We start from the raw sequence: 19,170 nt of genomic DNA, 5'->3' as shown, positions 1-19,170 counted from the left end.
GCCGCGATGCGTAAGGCATTGATTGTCGGCATTGATCACTACCAACATATTGCGCCCCTCAAGGGGTGCGTGAACGACGCCTACGAGGTAAAGGCCGTCCTTGAGAGGAACGCCGACAGTACACTCAACTTCGTACAGCCACGCCTTATCGTTGGCACAGGGCCATCCGACATCGTCGAGCGATCCGAAATCAAGGATGCCGTGCGCGAGCTGTTTGCCGATGCGTCTGATATCGCACTGTTTTACTTCGCTGGCCACGGGTATATCGAGGACACCGGCGGCTTCCTTTGCGCCGGAGACTGTAAGACAGGCGACGATGGATTGTCCCTACATGAGCTCATGCTCCTCGCAAGTGAATCACCAGCCACCAACAAAGTTATCATACTGGACAGTTGTCACAGCGGCATCGTCGGAGATCGGCCGCGAATGGCCGAAACCAGTGAGATTGTAAGCGGGATGACAATCCTCACGGCGTCGACGGCTGAACAGTATGCTTTGGAGAAGCAAGGAGGCACTCCTGGCGGGGTGTTTACGGGCCTTCTCGTCGATGCGCTCAATGGGGCCGCAGCCAACTTGGTGGGCGATGTTACGCCCGGCAGCGTTTATGCACACATTGATCAATCGCTTGGACCCTGGACAAGGCAGCGGCCGATCTTTAAGACCAACGTCAAGAGTTTCGTCTCGCTGCGACGGGTCGAACCACCCATCCCACGAGCATCCTTACTAGCCTTGGCGACACATTTTCCGGCGGAGGGATACGAATTTCCATTGGATCCGTCATATGAGCCCGAGCGCTCTGCCGACCAACTGATGGACCCCACAATTCCGCCTGCTGATCCGGCCAAGGCGGCTGTGTTCGCTATTCTTCAGCAGTATGCTCAGGTGAATCTCGTGAAGCCGCTGAATGCGCCGCATATGTGGCACGCCGCCATGCAGCGCAAATCTTGCAAGCTGACAGCGCTCGGCGAGCACTACCGGCGACTTGTCGCGGAGAAAATGATCTAGCGTATGACCATCAACACAAGCGATATCGCTGCCACACTGGACGCCCTCCTCGAGGAGCTGGCGGCCATTGAGCATGCGAGGTGGGCGCATTGGCAACGGTATGTGCATAGCCAAGGCGTCCCTCAGGCCGGTGGCTCCTTGGTGATTCCAGCCGATTTGGTGGCGCTGTGGGAGAAGCAGATCGAAACGCCATATCGCTTCCTAAGTGAAAGTGAGCAGGAGAGCGACCGGGAGCAGGTGCGCCGCTATCTCCCGCTCATCATCGCAGCGCTCAGCGACGACTGATGCCGGGTCTCAATCAGTTTTTGCCTTGCGATAACTTTAGATTGGTGTTGAACGTCTTAAAACCTTCTGTCCGTGCATCGAGCGTGCGGCAACCACTGACGTTGCCCCTTCGCCCTAATCCGGTTTGAAGTTCGTTCTGGCCCATCGAGAGAACCAGGACATGAAGCGCAGCCGCTTCTCTGAAGAGCAGATCATTGGAATTCTGAAGGAACACGAGGCCGGTGTGTCAGTCGCCGACCTGTGCCGCAAGCACGCGGTCAGCGACGCCTCGATCTACAACTGGAAGGCCCGCTTCGGCGGGATGGACGTATCGGAGGCGCGCCGCTTGACGGCGCTGGAGCTTGGAGCCGGATTAGAAATCGATCCAGTGGATCGATTTCCCGGCGGAACGAACATACGGCTAAAGCGTCTGCTGGCCGACGTCATACTCGACAATGCGGCGCTGAAGGATCTCGTGGGAAAGAAGTGGTGACGTCCGCGTCTACCCAAGTGAGTAGCGCGGCCAGCTTGAACTCGATTCTCGACCTCAGTCCTAGAATGCCTTCTGATTGACCACCAGGGTCGTCGCCATGGTCTCAAGGTCCGGCAAACGCGTCTCGCGAGCCCTCGGATGCACACTGAAAGTGATCAGCATACCGATCTCCGCCGTGTTACCCGCCAGATAGATCGTTTCCCAACCAGAAACCTCCGAACCCTCAACCCTACCCTCTACCCATTCGATCCCGCCAATATGTCGTCGCGTCAGAGAGTTCAGCTGGGCTACTCCCTGTCCATCGACACGAGGGAGGGGATCGTGCAGATGGTCTTCATAGAAAGTGAGCGTGTCTTGCGCGTTACGGTATTTCATTGTGAGGATGACGATCGCGTCAGATGGCGGGCTGCCGATCCGACAGACGAATTCAGTCCCTTCGCGGCGGCAGGTCCAACCGTGGGGAAGGGAGAATGTGAAGGCGCTTGTAGCGAACCGCTCAAGCGGTGGAGGCACGACAGTCCTTCCAACAACGATCGCCCCGGCCGTGACGACAGCAGCCGTTATTGCAAAAGTCGCAAGGAAGGCGAGCCAGAAGGGTCGTTTCACGAGCGTGAACCCTCCCCGGCCGTTTGCTCGAGAAGCTGCCTGACGGCCTCTATTCGGTCCTTCAGTTTTTCCGCGGCGGATGGGTCCCGAGATAGGTGGCTGATCAATGCCTCTCCTCGCTCGCGAGCGGTGCCAGCCTGTTCGCGGCGTTCAAGCTTTGTCAGGAACAACACGGACAAACCTTCAGCTGTCGCGTGTTCCAGCACGAGTTCGGCGCTGTCATCCAACGTGGCGATTGCAGCCCACATAGCGGCACTGTTTCCGGCTGCGAGCGCCGCCGACTCGAACGAACCCGCGTCCCCGAGGCGCACCGCCGCCACCTGCAGCGCTTCGGCGGCAACGCGTCCGGGCGAGACTTCCTCAGGTATGCGATCGAGTACCCGCTTCGCATTGTCAACGAAGGCTACGATTTCGGCGTTGATACGTGATTGTTCAGGCCGAGCTATGGTCCTGAATAGGGCGACCCGCGCGATGTCGACCAGAGCGAGACCGTCGTCAGCGTCACCACCTTCGACAAATCGCTGTTCAATCTTCAACCTCGCTGAATCGACAAGCTTGTCCGCTTCATCATGCTCTTTGAGGTTGTCGCGGTAGGCAGCCCGCTCGGCCGCACAGGTCGCCAGCGGGCCGGAGGCTGGGTCCCGGCCTGATTCCGGAGCGAGCGAATCCAGCAGGTCGCAGCTTGACGTAAGCAGCTGGTCGCGTGTCTCGCCGTTCGCCATAGACCCGGCGACAGCCTGGATTACACGCTCAGACGCGAACATGCTGCGTGTCAATGCGTCGACTGCATGGTTTCGACTGCTGAATGCGGCGATCGACAGCACCGCGACCGCCGTCGTCACGGCCGCGCCAATTCCGGCGGTCGCACCAAGCCTGACTTGCTGGCGCCGCTCCTCCTCGCGCCGCAACGCGGGCATATCCTCCGGGCCAAACCCGAGAAGCGGCGCCACAAGCTTCACAGTCTCGTTCGCAAGGCGCGAAGCCCTGTATGGATTTAGAAAGGCGAACGGACCAATGCCCCGAAGATCGATAACTTCGACGTTGGGATGCGATTGCGACAGTCGTCCGGGCAACGGATCGGCGTCTCTGCCGCGCGCCCGAACGATCGCGATGTTGGCAGGGTTCGGGCCCGCGACGAACTCTTCGATCTCCCGCCTGATCCAATCCTGTTGCCCGGGGCCGCGATCGGCGGAATCCGGTGTGACTAGAACGATCAGATACTTTGAGGTCCGTAGAGCCGGCAGCGTGACCCTCTCAAAGAAGTCATCGGTCGCGCGCTCGTAGGTTGTATCGATGTAAACCTGCGGTCGCCGCGAGACGCGCGAACGAAGACTTCTTGGCGGACGATAATCCCAAAGCAATCGCCGTATGCGCTGGGCTGCGAAGGATCCGTCGGTGCGACGATAGGACAGAAATGCATCGAATGGTTCGCTCAATGCTGGTCACCTCTGCAGTCTTGAGGAGGGCGGCAAGCGGAGCAGGACGGCCAGTCGAACGATCAGGAACAGCGCAGTGACCGTCCCCAGCAGTACGAAGAGGGGTTCGATGATCGGGAAGAACGTCACCGAATTAGGCGTGGGCAGATCACGGGCGCCAATATGGTAGGTATTGTCGAAATAAGCCAACGGACGGCGCTGCTCTGGCAGTCCCGGTTCGGTGGGCGGCAGCGGCTTCGGGCTTACGAGAGAGAACAGGCCTGCATCGGGATGCGTGCATAGATGAATGGTTCGGACGTCGCAGGATTGCCCCATCGCCAGCAATTCACCAGTCGTGTAGCCAAATGAATCGCCTGTATAGATGTAAATCTTTGCCTGTCGATAGACGGCGTTCATAAAATGGAACTGGCAATAAAGCGGGAATACGACTAATAAAAACAAGGTGAGCGCCGCCGCCAGCCGGCTGCGGGTCGGTCGGTCGGGCATCGTCATATGGCCGAACCGCGGCAAGCGCATCCACCAGTCATGCAGGCGGAAGGCGCGTGCGAAGCGGATCAGCGTCAGCAGCTGAACCGGCAGCAGGGCGGCGCCGACCACCGCGCCGAAAAAGGCCGCGACGACCTGGTTTCCGAAACCGAGCGAAAGCGCGTCCGGAAAACCGTTTATGCGGTTGGCAAGCAGATGCGCGGTGACAAACAGGAAGAAGGCGCCTGAGAACAGGGTCCAGATCTGGCAGTAATAGGGACCGAGCGGACGCTGTTCGACCGGCACTTCAGGCAGCGAGCGGGCGATCGTTCGCGCCGGGATCATGAAGGCGATGCGCAACATCTCGCTGGTGTGCTTGGCGACGACCACGCCGATCGCCGCCTCGTGGCGGTAGCTCCAGACTCGACCGCCGCTGAAGCCGCCGGTTGCGAACGTGCCCGTCCCACCGGCGTCTTCGATCTGCACCCAGGACTGGTTGGTCTTCCCGGCAAAGCGGGCATCGAAATGGACCGCCAGCGTCGTGCCCATCGGCGCGCCGAAAATGCCTAGCTCGTCATTATCCGGCGCAACATTGCGGACATCCGCCAAAATGGTGACGCCCGCCTGCGCCGGGGCAGGCTTGTCGAGCCGCAGCAGGGCGATGTCGTCGCCCGGAAGGCGTCCCGGCGGCACGAAGCGGAGCACCCGGCCCATACGCGAGGCCATCTCCGTACGATTGTCGCGCTTCTCGTCCGGCGCCAAGGGAAATGTCACGGTGATCTCGGCCGATGGCGGGATCGGCGCGCGCTCGCCCGGATCGCGGTCGAGCGCGGCGTTGACCACATGGGCGCAGGTGACGACGAGATCCGGGGTGACGAGGAAGCCCATACCGATCGGCAAGGAGCTGCTGTTACGAATCTGGACCAGCCCCGCATCCGGGCTGGCGAAGGGTGGCACTTCCGGATTGGCAGGATCGTCGGGCTCAATTGTTTGGCGCACGGACCGCCCCCCATAAGACATCCTCCTGCCGGATATCGGGCAACAGCGAAGTGGCGTTCTGCCGCATCTGGCCGACGACGGCTTCGGCATGGGCAGGGTTGCCCTGTAGGCGCTGCTTCTGCAGCCAGAGGCAGGTGGCGCCTGCGACATGCGGCGTCGCCATACTGGTTCCGTCGAGCCTTTTCAGGCTGTGTCCAAGCCAGGCCGACAAGATGCCGACGCCCGGCGCCGCCAGCTTGGCGCCTACATTTGAGAACGGCGCCAGCCTGGGCTTGCCGTCGACCGGCCGGTCCAGCGCCGCGACCGAGACGAATTCGGCCGCCCGGCTCGGCGGAGAAGCGGAGATGGAATAATTTGGCATGTCGCTCTCGTTGCCTGAAGCGCAGACGACGATATTGCCCATGGTGAAGGGCGGCGCGCCGAGTGCCGCGCGCGAGAGGTTGTCGAACAGGCGCATATTGGCCAGGTAGGCATCGAGCGCGAGTGCGGTCGCCTGCCGATCGGGTAGCTCGTATTCTTTCATGAGTGCCTCCCGATAGGCGGGAAAGTCGATGCCCATCGACATCGAGATCACATCAGCACGTTCCGACTGCGCCCAGGCGAGCGCCCGGACGATGGTGTCGGTATCGGCCGGTTTGTCCTTCCCGAAGATCTTCCCTATGAGCGCCTTGGCCACGCCGCGGGCGATGCCGATGCGTTGCTCGTTTACGTCTCGGCCGAAGATCGTGCCGGCACAATGGGTGCCGTGACCGGATTGGTCCTCGTCAGGCTCATCAGTGAAATTGCAGCATTTCAACGTCACGCCTGTAAAGGCAGGGTGATCGGCCTCGATGCCGGTGTCGAGCACGGCCACCGTGACGCCCTTGCCGTCCCAGGGCGATGTGTCGGCACCAATATCGGTGACACCCCAGGCAACGGCCTCGTCGCCCAGGTCGGCGCCGGCCCCGCCGGTGTCCAACGCCTGGATTAGGATTAGCGGCATCTTCATCACTGCGTCGACGACATCGACCTTGCGCCGCTGCTCAGCCGCTTCGTCCCGCGTCATGGTCGCGGTTGTGATGTCGTAGCTGACGCTCCCCGTCGACTGGCTGATCGGTATCGCATTGTCGAACGAAGCATCCGCACCCGCCGAACTTGCCCCCGGTCCTCGGAAGGTTGGATTGCTGTTAACGACGATATTCTGGTGGAGCGGGCCGCTCGTCGCAGGCACCCGCTTCACGACCACCCAATCGAGTTTGAGTTTCTTCGTCACGCTGTCGTCCCCCCTCATTTGAACCATTCGGCGGGGACCGCCTCGAGGGCGATATGACCCCGCGCCGCGATGCGTATAGCGAGACCGTCCTTGCCGGTCGTCAGATCCGCGATGCGGAGGTCGTCGACTTCGGCTTGCGTCACTCGCAGACCCGGAACCGTGCCGGCGCGCAATTGCGCTAGCGCCACGCCGAGGTTGCGGCGGCTATCCTGCAAGGGGGCGGCAAGTTCGATCTTGGCCGCCGGACCGAGGAGGCCGATGAGGAGAGGCCCGATCCGGTCTCCGATCGGACCCTTCCCGGCGAGTTCGTCGCGCGAGCCGACGGTAAGCGCGAGACCATCGAGCTGAAGGATTTGCGTCGAAGCATCCAGGACGGGCCGAGCCTGGATCTGCGCCGTGCCGCTATAGGCGAGCGCCGGCAGGCCGGCCGGCCCGGCCGTGAAGTCGACTGCACCCAACACGCCATCGCGTTCGGCGGTGAGCCGTACCGCGCGGATTCTGACCTGAAGCGCGCCGTCCGGGCTTGAGAGAGGCTTGTCGGCGAGGCGGCGCGTCAACTGTTCGGACAGCGTCGCGTAGCGCGCGCTGGTGATCACGTCGAGTGTGAAACCATCGCCATCCGGCACGGTCAGGTCGGGTAGTGGCCGGCATTGCGGCTGTTCGGCAGTATCGGTCAGCCGCGTGAAGGCCGTCAGGCTCAACGTCACGCTGGCACCGTCGCGTGTGATGCGAAGTGAGCCTGCGCCCGCGGCCACGGGCTCGATGACGAGATAGAAATCGGCGGCAATGCCCTCGCCCGCGATTCGATGCGGACCGCAGAGATCGGCCCAGACTTTTTCCGCTGCGGCGCGCAGACCGCGGACGGCGGCGAGCCGCGCGTTGGCCTCGGCGATCGCCTGGTCGACCTCGTGGTCAAGCGAGGGCCGCAGCAGGTCGCGCAGGCTGATATCCCCGATATGGCCAACGTTCACATCTGCTTTTTTCAGCGTGGCGGCGCCGGACAGGTGCGGCTCGATCGTCCAGTTCGGCGCGAGCACCGGGGACGCCGTGAGAACCGCGTCGCCGACCAGATTTGCTTGCGTGCTGAACGGAATCTTGAAGCCGATCCGGATATTGCCGCGCAGTCTGACCGTCCCGCCAATGCTGGTTCGCGCGGTCAGGACGTCGTTTTCGCCTGAAACGGCAATCGGCGTCCGCCGTAAGGACCAGTCGAGGATGCCGTCCCTCCCAGGAGAGGGCAAGGAGACGCCTGGCGACCCGCTGGCTTCGACCGGCACCAGCCGCTCCAGCGTTGCGCCGATCGCCGACATCGGGACCATGATCGGCACCCGCACCACGGAAGGCTCCGGCGCCGTCGCATCCACGCTCTGCCGCGGGGCGTGCGCACCGCCCTGCGCTTCGGCCAGAGACAGGCCGGCGGCGAAGCCGACGATCACGACGAAGAACGATATTTTCATGTCGCTCATCTGCCGACCTTTCCGAGCCGCCCATCCAACGATTGCTGCGGCTGCCGCGCTTGCAGTCAGAGCCGGATATCGGCCAGCGACTCGATCGCCATCACAACCGGCTCGCCGCTTTCCAGCGCCTCGTGGCCGGCTGCCGACTTGCGGAGGGGATCGGCCGCCACATAGGCCGCAAAGTCATAGCCGGTCGCCTCGGCAAGGTCGGAAACGGCGAGCTGAAAGGTCCGGTATGGCCCGAGCACGAAACCCTCCTGACCTTCGCGAAGCGAACGCTTTTCCAGCAGCTTGCGAATAAGTTGGCCTTGGCTCAGCAGATAGGCGGTCGCATGCAGGCCGAGGTCGTCCGCGTCGAGCGACACAACGACCTTCCAGAATTCGAGCGGCACAACGGCGCCGTCGATGATGATCTCGTCCTCGTCGTCTGCGCCGCGGAGCACTGGTCCGGTGAAGACACAGCACTTCAGGCCGTGGACCCGGGTGCTGTCGAGAATGTAGTTCTCGAGGCCCTGCCACAGAGTCTTCCCCTGATTGAGACTGGCGTGCTGCGCGCATGCGTTGACGTAGTGGAATGTATCGTCATTAGCGAGGCGCGCCTCGAGATCGGATCCCCAGTTCGGATCCTCACGCCGCACCATATGGCCGCGATCGATCGAGAGATCGGCGAAATTGGCCTGGCCGAGCTGGATTCCGGGCGAAAGGCGTCCGTCGGAAAACCAGACATCGCCGCCGCGCTTGATCCGCACGCTGTGCTCCCCGTCGATATTGACCGCTGTGACGACCGGGACCTTTCGCTTCGCGCAATATTTGACGCCAAAATGCGTGTAGCGTAGCTCGTTCGGCTCGGCGGGGTGATCGCTCGGAACCGCGAGCTGCGCCGCCGCGTCGGCCGGCAGGCCGGGCCAAGGTGTGACCAGCCGGTCACGGTCCAGGAAGCGGGTGTTGAATCCGCCGCGATCCTTGAAATGGTCGGCCGGATGACGCCCGTCGGCACGTTCGGTCGAGGTGGCTTGCAACTGCGTCGCGACAGGGCGCTCGCCCCGCAGGAGCTTGAGAAGGGTGGCGGCGGTCACGGCGGAATTGTCCTTGCCATAAAGGCCCTGGAAATGCAGGCCAATCGCTTTCCCGTTCGCGAGACGGATCAGCGGCGAGCCCGAGTTCCCGCCAAGCGTCGTGCAGTCATGTGAAAACAACGCACCGGTATCGGGCGGCTGCAGAACGAAGCCGGGGGCGAGGCGCTTGACCTCGTAGAGATCGCGAAAATAGCGCGCCTGATCATAGACGTCATTGCGCGAGTCGAAGGCGGGATATCCGATTACGGCGACAAGTTCCCCGGGCAGGACCGGACCGTCGTCGATCTCGATCGCAGCCGGCAATTCGCCGTCTGCCGCCTCGATGCGGAGAAGGGCGATGTCGGCCGAAATGTCGTCGGCGAGATATTCGATACCCGAAAGCCGCAGCGTGCCGCTGTCGTCCTGCAGACGATCCGCCTCGGCGAGAAAATCGATCGATGCGCCATAGGACTGGCCATAGGGACTGCGCATGAAGATGGCGCTGCCATCCGCCTTGCGCTTTGCGACCAGTGCCGCGACATGGCGGTTGGTGATCACCAACCGGCGCCCGCCCGCCTCTTGGACGACCCAGCCGGTACCGCCCCATGCCATCGAATAGTTCAGGAATTCGATCCTGCCGACCGACGGGATGCGGCCCTCGACGGCTTGGATCATCGCGTCGGTGCCGGCCGGGAAATCCGGCAGGTCCTCCATGATCACGCGATTATTCTGGATCAGCAGAGGCGGTCGGCCCGTGCGCTGCACGATCGCCTCGAGCCCGGCAAGAGGCATGACGGTGGCAAGGTCGACAGGCGCTCGCCCCGGCGTCTCGCGTCCAAGCGTTGTGGCGTTGGGACGGAAATGCTCCAAGGCCGCCGCGCGGCCGCCTGGCCCGATATATTCGAGCGCCGGCTTTCCAATGACGGAGCGGAGCGGCGACGGCAAATTATCGGTCGCAATGGCTTTTTCAATCGCGGCCCGGACAGCAGGCGTGAGGCGCTTATTAAGACTCTCCAGCCGTTCCGCTTGTGATTCCATGGTTTTATTCCCCCCCCGGAACCGATTGACTACATCGCACCCAAATCCTGTATCTGTCAGAATAATTTAGCAAGGCGCATCGGTACAATAAGACTCAACGCAGAAGTAATGCGGGTCGAATTGCAGCTACATTGATCGTATCAATATACGAATATAAAAGAATGGAAGGCGCAGTGCGGCGATTTCCAGGCAGACAGTCGCCCCGCTCATTGATATTAGTATTTACACGCTTCGCGGGAACAATCAAGCCACATCGCGTCATGGTCATCGGCGTTCCTTGCTCGCCTCAGCATTGCGTTTGTTGCTCAAAAACTCATATCTGCTCGTGGATCCGCGAGATCATTCCCCCACTAGATCGGGCCGATCTCTGGAGGAAGAGTAGTTTTGAAGGTTGCATTGAGGGCACTAGAGGAAGCCAATGCCGCGCGCCCAAAAGCGGACATACTCGGCGACGTGGCTTCCTGTTCCAATTCATTCTTCGCAGGTCGTATTCTCGGTCAAACCGTCAAAAGGCTCAATCGATGAATCTCTGCCGCAATGGCACCGAACCTAGCGCCTGGCTCCCAATTTTTGGGGCCGTTGGAGCTTACAAAGTCCCGTGGCCCGACATCACCCCCAACCTCCGCCTAGTCCGAATTCATTTCGGGAGTTGGGTACTGCCGTCGTGAAGACGTCCGCCGCTATGAGCCGCTCGCCGTGTGCAGTGCGCGTGTTCTCCGCGTTGGAGCGCCTCGGGTCTGGCCATCTCCGAATTCGACAATCAGATACCGCAAGACGGCAATCCCTGTCCGCTTAACGGCAGGGCAGTACTGCGTAGCGACAGTGTCGATCCGGCATCCAGCAAAATGATCCCACAATCGCGCAAGCGGATCCCGTAATCGTGCAGTCCGATCCCGTTTAACGACAACGCAATCCCGCCAAACGACAATCGACTTTCCCTGATAGCGACGGCGGACACCGCTCCAGATGTCGAAAAATTGGCCCGTCAGTTCACAGAGATATTCAGGTAACGCACGGAAATCGCATCACTTTCCAGCGGGCACTCGACCCGAGGTCGCGAGGAAAGTGCTCTCTGGCGATTCTGCTCCGAACAGGGAATGAAGGCAGAGACGGGTTCGCAGCGGACTGCGTCCATCGCCACTAACTAACCAATTGATATTGTTATCTTTTTATCCTTTCGTCGCTGCGAATTCGCCCGTCGTTTCCGCGGCTTGCAGCCGCCCCATCCCCGTCGTGGTTTCAGGAGACGTTTTCCCGGCCGAATCCGGGCCGCTTTCTCTGCCCAGTCTCCCTGCCGGCTTTCGGCAGTCTGTGAATCGGCGCCGAATGGATGCCTCCGCTTGGATCGACCTAGCTATCTAATGTTCATTATATATCTCGATTACACCGAGGTCATATTCGGCGCCGGTCGAGACCCCGGTAGAAATAGAATTTCTGAAGTATTCTCAATGATTTGAAGCCATCGGGCGTGGGGCCCGCTTGAGCGCTTGTTCACACCCATCGTGCGGCGGGCGGCTCTTTAGCCTCAGCGCGGACCAGATAGAAATCTATCTGGGCTCTCTCGACGATGCCCCCAGCCATCTTGAACCCGACGTGGAGGGATGGACGAAGCGTCGTGAGGCGTGGCTTGGGGCCTTGGCGGTTCCACAGCATCGGGAAGACGCGTAGCGCTGGACAGGCCCCGCTGGCTGCGATTGAGCCGCCGGCGGCGGCTATGGCAGGCTGTGGAGTATGTGCAACCTCTACAGCATGACCTCGAACGCGGCTGAGATCCGGTTCTTCGCCCGTGCAATGCAGGACACTACGGGCAATCTGCCGACACTGCCGGGTATCTTCCGGGACTATGCCGCGCCGATTGTGCGGAACGCATCAGACGGCCGTGAGTTGGCCATGGTGCGCTGGGGTATGCCGACGTCGAGTTCTATCCTGGCGAAGGCAGCCGATGCCCGCGCCGAGAAGCTGGCCGCCAAGGGCAATGCGTTGAAGCCATCTGGTGCGGGATCTCGCTTGGCCGCTTATTCACACGCTGACTTGGCCTAATTCGAAATCCTGAGATGGACTACCTTGCCGCGCTCAAGCCCGCCAATCTGCCGATGGTCGAAGCGGCTTGGTCGCGATGACAGCTTGGCAAGTGCTGACCGATAGCGCGCAAATCAAGCAGGGGCAAAAGGTGCTGATCCACTCCTCAGCGCATCGCGGCGAGCGCTTGCTGGAAGAAACTCTTGCCGCCGAAATTGCCAGACTTCAGCGCCATGATCAGACCACCATGCGTGTCGCCGACCGTCCGTAGGATGGGGACGCCGGGGGCGATTTCAGGACCGATCAGAAAGGCGGGTATACCCAGGCGATCAACCGCCGCGCCCGACGTTTCCCCGCCGGCGACAACGAGCCTCCGGACGCCGCGCTCGACCAATGCAGCCGCAATGGCCGAGGTCGCGCGCTCGATGGCATGACCCGACGCCTCCCGGCCATGACGCGCCTGCAGCGCCGCAACGGCATCGGGCGACGCGCTGGCAGCGATGACCAAGGGGCCCTCGGCGAGATGGGCGTCGGCGAAGGCGATCGCCTTCGTAATCTCGGCCTCGCCGTCGATCAGCGCCTCCGGATCGAGCCGCAGCACCGGCATCGACCTCTGTGCAACATCGATCTGTTCGAGCGTAGCCCGCGAACAACTTCCGGCGATGACGGCTGCAAAGCCGCCCACCGGTGCCAGCGCATCGGCCGCAGAAGACGCTCGGTCGGCCGGCCGGAGCGCGCGCGCCAGGCCGAGCCCCAGTCCCGACGCGCCGGTCGAAACGGGGAACCGCGCCGCGACGGCCCCGAGGGCCACGAGATCGCGCTCGAAGACGGCGTCGGCGATCGCCGCCGTCTTTCCTTCGGCCACCAGGCTGGCAAGACGCGCGGCGATCGCCGCCTCGCCCTGCGCGATCGTCTCGAGATCGACCAGCCCGACTTCGCCTTTCGACTGGCGCCGAAGCACCCGGACGAGATCCGCGTCATGCATCGGATTGAGCGGATGATCCTTGAGCGGGCTTTCGTTGAGCAGCCGGCCGTTCACGAAGAGATGGCCGCGATAGACGGTGCGGCCCGTCTCCGGAAAGGCCGGGGTGACCAGCGCGATGTCGCTGCCCGCCGCGGCGACCAGCGCTTCCGTCACCGGTCCGATATTGCCGGCATCGGTCGAATCGAATGTCGAGCAGATCTTGTAGAAGACATGGCCGGCGCCGCGCTGCCGGATCCACGCCTCGGCCGCCAGCGCCGCACGGATGGCCTCGGATGCTGCAACCGAACGGATCTTCAGCGACACGACGACAGCGTCGACGTCCGGAAGGGCGAGCGACGCGTCCGGGATCCCGATCGTCTGGACCGTGCGCAGGCCGTTCCGCGTCAAGGTGTTGGCGAGATCGGACGCCCCGGTATAGTCGTCGGCGATGCAGCCGAGGAGAAGAGCCATGGTTCAGTGCCCTTCGAACGGCTTGAACCAGCCGAGGCCGTCCAGCGTCTTTCCGCGCGGATTATATTCGCAGCCGACGAAGCCCTGATAGCCGAGGCGGTCGAGCTCGTCGAACAGATAGGGGAAATTCAGCTCCTCGCCGTCGGGCTCATTGCGGGAGGGGACGCTCGCGACCTGAACATGGCCGATGATCGGCAACAAGGCGCGCAGCCGCATCGTCACGTCGCCATGAAGGATCTGGCAATGATAGATGTCGAATTGCAGCTTGAGATTGGGGAGGCCGAGTTCGCCGATTAGCGCCGCGGCATAGGCGAAATCGTTGAGGAAATAGCCCGGCATGTTGCGCGTATTGATCGGCTCGATGACGAGGTCGAGCCCCTGCGTGCCGAAGCGCTCGGCCGCATGGCGAAGCGCATGGCGATACATCGCACCGGCGTCGGCATCGGCGCGGTCGGCGATGCCCGCCATGACATGGACGCGCTTGACGCCGGTCGCTTCTGCGTAAAGGAGGGCCCGGGAAAGGCCGGCGTCGAATTCCTCGAAACGGCCGGCGAGGGCGGCGAGACCGCGCTCGCCCGCTGACCAGTTCCCCGGCGGCGCGTTGAAAAGCGCTTGCGTCAGGCCGTTGCGCACAAGCCTTTCCGCGATCGCCTCGGGCGGATGCTCATAGGGGAAGAGATATTCCACCGCGCGAAACCCGGCATCCGCCGCCGCGTCGAAGCGATCGAGGAACGGCCACTCGGTGAACATCATGGAAAGGTTGGCGGCGAAGACGGGCACGGGTCAACTCTCCTTCGTGGGCAGAACCGCACCGGACAACAAGGCGTAGACACGGGCGAGCGAGGCATCGTCCTCCCGTCCCATGCCAAGACCGGAGGCGGCGAGATACATCTGCAGCGCGGCAGCGCTGAGCGGTGCCGGATAGCGTTCGCCGCGCGCCATGTCCTGGACGATGCCGAGATCCTTCACGAAGATCTCTACCGCGCTGTGCGGGGCATAGTCGCCGGACAGCACATGCGGGATGCGGTTCTCGAACATCCAGGAATTGCCAGCGGAGGCGGTGATGACCTCGTAGACCTTATCGAGATCGAGGCCCAGCTTCGACGCCAGGGCGATTGCTTCGCTGGCCGCGACGATATGAATGCCGGCCAGAAGCTGGTTGATCATCTTGAAGGATGCGCCGATGCCGGCGGCATCGCCGAGTTCATGCACCGTCGCCGCCATCGCGCCGAGCACGGGGCGGGCCCTCGCAAAGGCTTCCGAAGACCCGGAGGCCATCACCGTCAGCGCGCCGGCTTCGGCCCGCGCGGCGCCGCCCGAGATTGGCGCGTCGAGATAGTGGACGTGCCTCGCCTCGAGCCGCGCCGCCAAGGACCGTGCCAGGGATGGATCCATCGTGGCGCAGGAAATGAACACGGCACCGGCCTTCATGACATCCGCTATGCCGCCGGAGCCGAACAGCATCGTCTCGGTCTGTGCGCCGCTGACGACGACCGACACGACGATATCTGCGCCCTCTGCGGCGTCAGCCGCGGAAGGGGCAACGCGGCCGCCCTGATCGACAAAGTGGGCCATCGCATCGGCCGATACGTCGAAACCGACCGCATCGAGGCCAGCCCGCAGCTGGGCGTTGGCGATTCCCATCCCCATCGAGCCGAGCCCGAGGATGGCGACTTTGACTTGAGATTGGTCTGTGGCGGAAGAACCCACGTCGAATACCCCTCGTGACAAGACGACATCTGGGATCGCGAATGGCAGCGCTGCCATTCCTTCTATCCGATTTTGGCAGCGCTGCCAATCATGGTTGCTTTTTATGTCCGCGCCGAGGACATTGCATCGGAGAGACCGCCGGGGGAGGCCATGGAGCAGAGGAGCGGGGCCATCACGCTGCTGGACGTCGCGAAGGCGGCCGGTGTCGGCGAGAGCACCGTGTCGCGCGTGCTGCGTGGGCACGGCTCGTTCTCGGAAAAGACCCGTGCTCGCGTCATGGCCGCTGTCGAGACACTCGGCTACGTGCCGAACCGAATCGCTGGGGCACTGGCCTCGACCGGTTCGCCGCTTGTAGCGATCGTCGTTCCGTCGCTGAGCAATATCGTCTTCGCCGATGTACTGCGCGGCGTCACGCAGAAGCTGGAGGCGGGCCGACGGCAGGCCGTCTTCGCCGTCTCGGAATATGATCCGTCGCGCGAGGAAGCGCTCGTCGCAGCGATGCTGGCCTGGCGGCCGGCGGCGGTCATGCTCGCCGGCCTTGAACATGGCGATCGCACGCGCAGGATGCTTCGGGCAGCCGGCTGCCGGATCGCCGAATTGCTCGACATCGACGGAACGCCAATGGATCTTGCGGTGGGTTTTTCGAACCTCGCCGCCGGGCGGGTCAGTGCCAAGCATATGGTGCAACGGGGTTATCGGCGCATCGGCTATGTCGGCCACGACATCGGGCAGGACACCCGCGCCGGCAAGCGCCTCGCTGGATTTCGTCAGACACTTGCCGAAGCCGGGCTGTCGCTGGCCGACGAGGCCATCCTGGCAGTCCGCTCCTCGGTCGGAGAAGGCCGCGCCGGTCTCGCGGCTCTGATGGCGCGACAGCCGGACCTCGACGCCGTCTATTTCTCGAACGACGACATGGCTCTTGGCGGCTATTTCCATTGCCTCGAAGCCGGCATTGCCGTTCCCGGCCAACTCGCGATCATGGGTTTCAACGGCCTCGATATCGCCCGGCACACGCCGCAGCCTCTGACAACGATCAAGACGCCGCGCGACGAAATCGGCCGGATCGCCGCCCAACTCATCCTCGACGATGCGGGGGAGCAGACCATTGATTGCGGCTTCCGCCTCGTCGCCGGCGCAACTGTGTGAAAAGGAAGACTTGCATGTCCGAAAACAGCCTCCGGGAAGACATCTGCCGCTTCGGCCGGTCGCTGTTCGAGCGTGGTTTGACGCCGGGCTCGTCGGGCAACATTTCGATCCGGCTCGATGACGGCGGCTGGCTGGTGACGCCGACCAATGCGTCGCTCGGCTTTCTTGACCCCGCCCGGATCACGCGCCTCGACGGCAGAGGCGAGCTCGTTTCCGGCGACCGGCCGACCAAGGAGATCCCGCTCCATTCGGCGGTCTACGAGACGCGTCCTGGCGCGCGCGCCATCGTTCATCTCCATTCGACGCACGCCGTCGCACTGACCATGTTGCCCGAGATCGATCCGCGCGCGGCGCTGCCACCGATGACGCCCTACTACCTGATGCGCGCCGGGCAGACCGCGCTCATACCCTACTATCGTCCCGGCGATCCGGCCGTCGCCGATGCGATCAGGGGGCTGTCGGGCCAGTATTCGTCGATCCTGCTTGCCAATCACGGTCCTGTCGTCGCCGGCGACAGCCTCGAAGCGGCCGTGTTCGCGACCGAAGAACTCGAGGAGACGGCGCGGCTCTATTTGTTGTTGCGCAATTTAAACCCGCGCTATCTGACGCCGGCTCAGGTCGATGACCTCGTAAAGACCTTCGGGCTGACGCTGCCCGCCGGTCATGCGCATCACGACCACGACGAGACACCGCCAGCCTGACGCGGCGACCGGACCGCGCCGCGTCGGGCGGATCGCGTCATCGGCGCGGGAATATCCGCAAATGCCCGTTCCGGATAAGGCGGGCCGGACCGGGCATCTCCGGCCGGGCACCTGGAGATCAGCGGGCCGACGCGCGGCCTGGGCGGCTCAGTCCAACAATGCGGCGCCGATCCGCCCGATATCGCCGTCGACTTCATCGGATGCGCCGCTCACCCCGATCGCGCCGATGATCACGTCTCCCGATTTCAGCAGCACGCCGCCATCCAGTGGTATTCCATTGGGTATGCACAGGAGTGCAAGGCGGCCTTCCCCCTCGACGACATCCTGGAAGGCCCTTGTCTGCCGACGAAAAAGAACGGCCGTGCGGGCCTTCAGGGTCGCGATCTCGACGCTGCCGACCTGTGCGTCGTCGTCGCGATGGAGCAGCATCAAATGGCCGCCTTCATCGACAATCGCAATGACAAGCCTTACCTGCAGTTCCTGTGCAGCGGCCTCTGCGGCCGCGGCAATGGCCTTCGCTGCCGCGATCGTCAGGCGGGGGCGGAGAACGAGAAGATCGTTGGCGCTCATCGAAGTATCCCACGGGTGACGCTGGTCCGCTGTTAGTACCAGTTGACAAGTGCAAGTCAACCACTAGTGTGCTCGCATCGTCGAGCGATCGGGTGACGAGGGGGATGGAGGCGACGGGGAGTGGCAGGTTTGATGCGGCCAGATCGCCGCAAGCATTCGCGCGATGGCGCATGCGCGACCGTGCCCGGCAACCCGCCCCTTCGTATTCGAATCGCCATGCCGGAGTATCAGAAACGTGACTGACACACTTCCCCCTCCAGAATACGCGCGCAACATGCGCCTCATCGGCCATTCGGATCAGGGCGGTCACCGCGACGGCATCCAGGTCATGGTTCAGAACGGCTTTGCCTATATCGGGCATCTGTTCAGTCGAGGCTTCACCGTGCTCGACGTCAAGGATCCGAAGAATATCCGTTTTTGCGCTTATGTTCAGGCGCCGCCGAATACCTGGAATGTCCATCTGCAGGTGCACGACAATCTGCTTCTGGTCATTCATGGCAAGGATGTTTTCGCTGACGCCGCGTTTGCCGACGAAGCAAGCTATTACAAGGCTTCGGCGGGTGCCGCCCTCGGCACCGCCAAGCCGCAATCGCCCCGCGATTGGGACGCGGGCATGGCGGTCTACGACATATCCAAGGGCGACAGCCCGCGCCGCATCGGTTTTATGCCCGTCTCGGGCGGCATTCACCGGATCTGGTATACGGGCGGCCGCTGGGCCTATGTCTCCGCCCTGCTCGATGGGTTCAGCGACTTCATCTTCATGACGGTCGATATGTCTGACCCAGCGAACCCGCGCGAGGCGGGGCGTTACTGGCTTCCGGGAATGAATCTTGCTGCGGGCGAGACGCCAACCTGGCCGGCCAGCAGCAAGTTTGGCCTGCACCACGCGCTTGTCGATGGCGACATTGCCTATGGCGCGTGGCGCGATGCCGGACTGGTGGTGATGGACATCGCCGATCGGTCCAATCCGAAGCTGATCAAGCATCACAACTGGTCGCCACCGTTCCAGGGCGGCACCCACAATTGTCTGCCGCTGCCAGACCGCGATCTGCTGGTCGTCCTCGATGAGGCGGTGCTCGATGACTACGAGGACGGCCGCAAAAACATTTGGATCTTCGACGTCCGCGTTCCTGAAAATCCGATCTCAATCGCCACGCTGCCGGCGCCCGCCGAGGCTGACTATCGCTATCGCGGCGCGCACTATGGTCCTCACAATATCCACGAGAACCGACCCGGGACGTTCCAGAGTTCGCAGATCATTTTCTCGACCTGGCAGAACGCCGGCGTACGGGTTCACGATATTTCCGACGCCTATTCGCCGAAGGAAGTGGGAGCCCTGATCCCGCCCGCGCCGAACGACTTGATGGACCTCAGGCCCGGCAAGAAAAAGATCATTCAGAGCTGCGATATATTCGTTGAATCGAGCGGATTGATATACGTGACCGACTACAATGCCGGTCTTTACATCATGGAATATGGCGGCTGACCGCCGTCCCATGGACATCACAAAGCACCGGAC

General features: G+C 62.6%; 16 protein-coding genes and 1 pseudogene. 7 read left to right on the top strand and 10 right to left on the bottom strand.

Annotated features, from left to right (window positions below; translation table 11 throughout):
• Positions 1–6 precede the first annotated feature (6 nt).
• The 3 genes and pseudogenes from OSH05_RS05640 to OSH05_RS05630 all read left to right on the top strand — a co-directional run.
• Positions 7–1,005, top strand: a complete 999-nt coding sequence (locus OSH05_RS05640) for a caspase family protein (protein WP_104217664.1) — start codon at positions 7–9, stop codon at positions 1,003–1,005.
• Between the two features lie 3 nt (positions 1,006–1,008).
• Positions 1,009–1,290 carry a hypothetical protein gene (locus tag OSH05_RS05635; protein WP_104217173.1) on the top strand — a complete coding sequence of 94 codons (282 nt, stop codon included), beginning with the start codon at positions 1,009–1,011 and terminating at the stop codon, positions 1,288–1,290.
• 160 nt (positions 1,291–1,450) lie between these two features.
• Positions 1,451–1,756: pseudogene (locus tag OSH05_RS05630) on the top strand (transposase); the annotation flags it as partial.
• Positions 1,757–1,822: 66 nt separating this feature from the next.
• Here OSH05_RS05630 and OSH05_RS05625 read toward each other — a convergent pair.
• From OSH05_RS05625 to OSH05_RS05600, 6 genes are read right to left on the bottom strand one after another with little or no spacing between them, the layout of a single operon-like run.
• Complete coding sequence (locus tag OSH05_RS05625) at positions 1,823–2,368, bottom strand: hypothetical protein (RefSeq protein ID WP_104217174.1); 546 nt, start codon at positions 2,366–2,368, stop codon at positions 1,823–1,825.
• Positions 2,365–3,804 carry a hypothetical protein gene (locus OSH05_RS05620; protein WP_133163037.1) on the bottom strand — a complete coding sequence of 480 codons (1,440 nt, stop codon included), beginning with the start codon at positions 3,802–3,804 and terminating at the stop codon, positions 2,365–2,367. The genes OSH05_RS05625 and OSH05_RS05620 overlap by 4 nt, the downstream gene beginning before the upstream one ends.
• Before the next feature lie 6 nt (positions 3,805–3,810).
• The gene (locus OSH05_RS05615; RefSeq protein WP_165801434.1) at positions 3,811–5,268 is read right to left on the bottom strand and encodes a trypsin-like peptidase domain-containing protein; all 1,458 of its coding nucleotides are present in this window, start codon (positions 5,266–5,268) and stop codon (positions 3,811–3,813) included.
• Positions 5,252–6,520, bottom strand: coding sequence for a S8 family serine peptidase (locus tag OSH05_RS05610; protein ID WP_165801435.1), 1,269 nt, complete (start codon positions 6,518–6,520; stop codon positions 5,252–5,254). Before OSH05_RS05610 ends, OSH05_RS05615 begins: the two co-directional genes overlap by 17 nt.
• Before the next feature lie 14 nt (positions 6,521–6,534).
• The gene (locus tag OSH05_RS05605; RefSeq protein WP_104217178.1) at positions 6,535–7,986 is read right to left on the bottom strand and encodes a DUF4403 family protein; all 1,452 of its coding nucleotides are present in this window, start codon (positions 7,984–7,986) and stop codon (positions 6,535–6,537) included.
• 56 nt (positions 7,987–8,042) lie between these two features.
• Entirely contained in the window at positions 8,043–10,070 is a 2,028-nt protein-coding gene (locus OSH05_RS05600) for a DNA/RNA non-specific endonuclease (RefSeq protein ID WP_104217179.1), read from the bottom strand.
• A gap of 1,731 nt (positions 10,071–11,801) precedes the next feature.
• Here OSH05_RS05600 and OSH05_RS05595 point away from each other — a divergent pair.
• The gene (locus tag OSH05_RS05595; RefSeq protein ID WP_104217180.1) at positions 11,802–12,110 is read left to right on the top strand and encodes an SOS response-associated peptidase family protein; all 309 of its coding nucleotides are present in this window, start codon (positions 11,802–11,804) and stop codon (positions 12,108–12,110) included.
• Between the two features lie 145 nt (positions 12,111–12,255).
• Here OSH05_RS05595 and otnK read toward each other — a convergent pair whose 3' ends face one another.
• Genes otnK through ltnD form a run of 3 tightly spaced genes read right to left on the bottom strand, consistent with a single transcriptional unit; the run spans position 12,256 to position 15,174 of the window.
• Positions 12,256–13,524 (bottom strand): 3-oxo-tetronate kinase, encoded by a 1,269-nt coding sequence (gene otnK / locus OSH05_RS05585; protein WP_104217181.1) that lies wholly within the window; start codon positions 13,522–13,524, stop codon positions 12,256–12,258.
• 3 nt (positions 13,525–13,527) lie between these two features.
• Positions 13,528–14,304, bottom strand: coding sequence for a 2-oxo-tetronate isomerase (gene otnI, locus OSH05_RS05580; protein WP_104217182.1), 777 nt, complete (start codon positions 14,302–14,304; stop codon positions 13,528–13,530).
• Positions 14,305–14,307: 3 nt separating this feature from the next.
• On the bottom strand, positions 14,308–15,174 hold the full coding sequence (ltnD, locus tag OSH05_RS05575; protein ID WP_407660380.1) for an L-threonate dehydrogenase: 867 nt from the start codon (positions 15,172–15,174) through the stop codon (positions 14,308–14,310).
• Positions 15,175–15,384: 210 nt separating this feature from the next.
• Here ltnD and OSH05_RS05570 point away from each other — a divergent pair, with 210 nt between their 5' ends.
• Together OSH05_RS05570 and otnC are read left to right on the top strand one after the other, a co-directional pair.
• Positions 15,385–16,380, top strand: coding sequence for a LacI family DNA-binding transcriptional regulator (locus OSH05_RS05570; protein ID WP_104217184.1), 996 nt, complete (start codon positions 15,385–15,387; stop codon positions 16,378–16,380).
• Between the two features lie 14 nt (positions 16,381–16,394).
• On the top strand, positions 16,395–17,081 hold the full coding sequence (otnC, locus tag OSH05_RS05565) for a 3-oxo-tetronate 4-phosphate decarboxylase (protein ID WP_104217185.1): 687 nt from the start codon (positions 16,395–16,397) through the stop codon (positions 17,079–17,081).
• A gap of 147 nt (positions 17,082–17,228) precedes the next feature.
• On the opposite strand, the gene OSH05_RS05560 is transcribed toward otnC, so the two are convergent.
• A complete protein-coding gene (locus OSH05_RS05560) occupies positions 17,229–17,651 on the bottom strand; it encodes a GlcG/HbpS family heme-binding protein (protein WP_104217186.1) in 423 nt (140 codons plus the stop codon).
• Between the two features lie 274 nt (positions 17,652–17,925).
• On the opposite strand from OSH05_RS05560, the gene OSH05_RS05555 reads away from it, so the two are divergent.
• Positions 17,926–19,137: an LVIVD repeat-containing protein gene (locus OSH05_RS05555; protein WP_104217187.1), complete on the top strand. Its 1,212-nt coding sequence runs from the start codon at positions 17,926–17,928 to the stop codon at positions 19,135–19,137.
• Positions 19,138–19,170: the final 33 nt, after the last annotated feature.

Source organism: Kaistia algarum (genome assembly GCF_026343945.1).
GTDB classification, from domain to species: domain Bacteria; phylum Pseudomonadota; class Alphaproteobacteria; order Rhizobiales; family Kaistiaceae; genus Kaistia; species Kaistia algarum.
The sequence above is the reverse complement of the archived record's forward strand: the minus strand, read 5'-3'. Positions and strand labels throughout refer to the sequence as shown.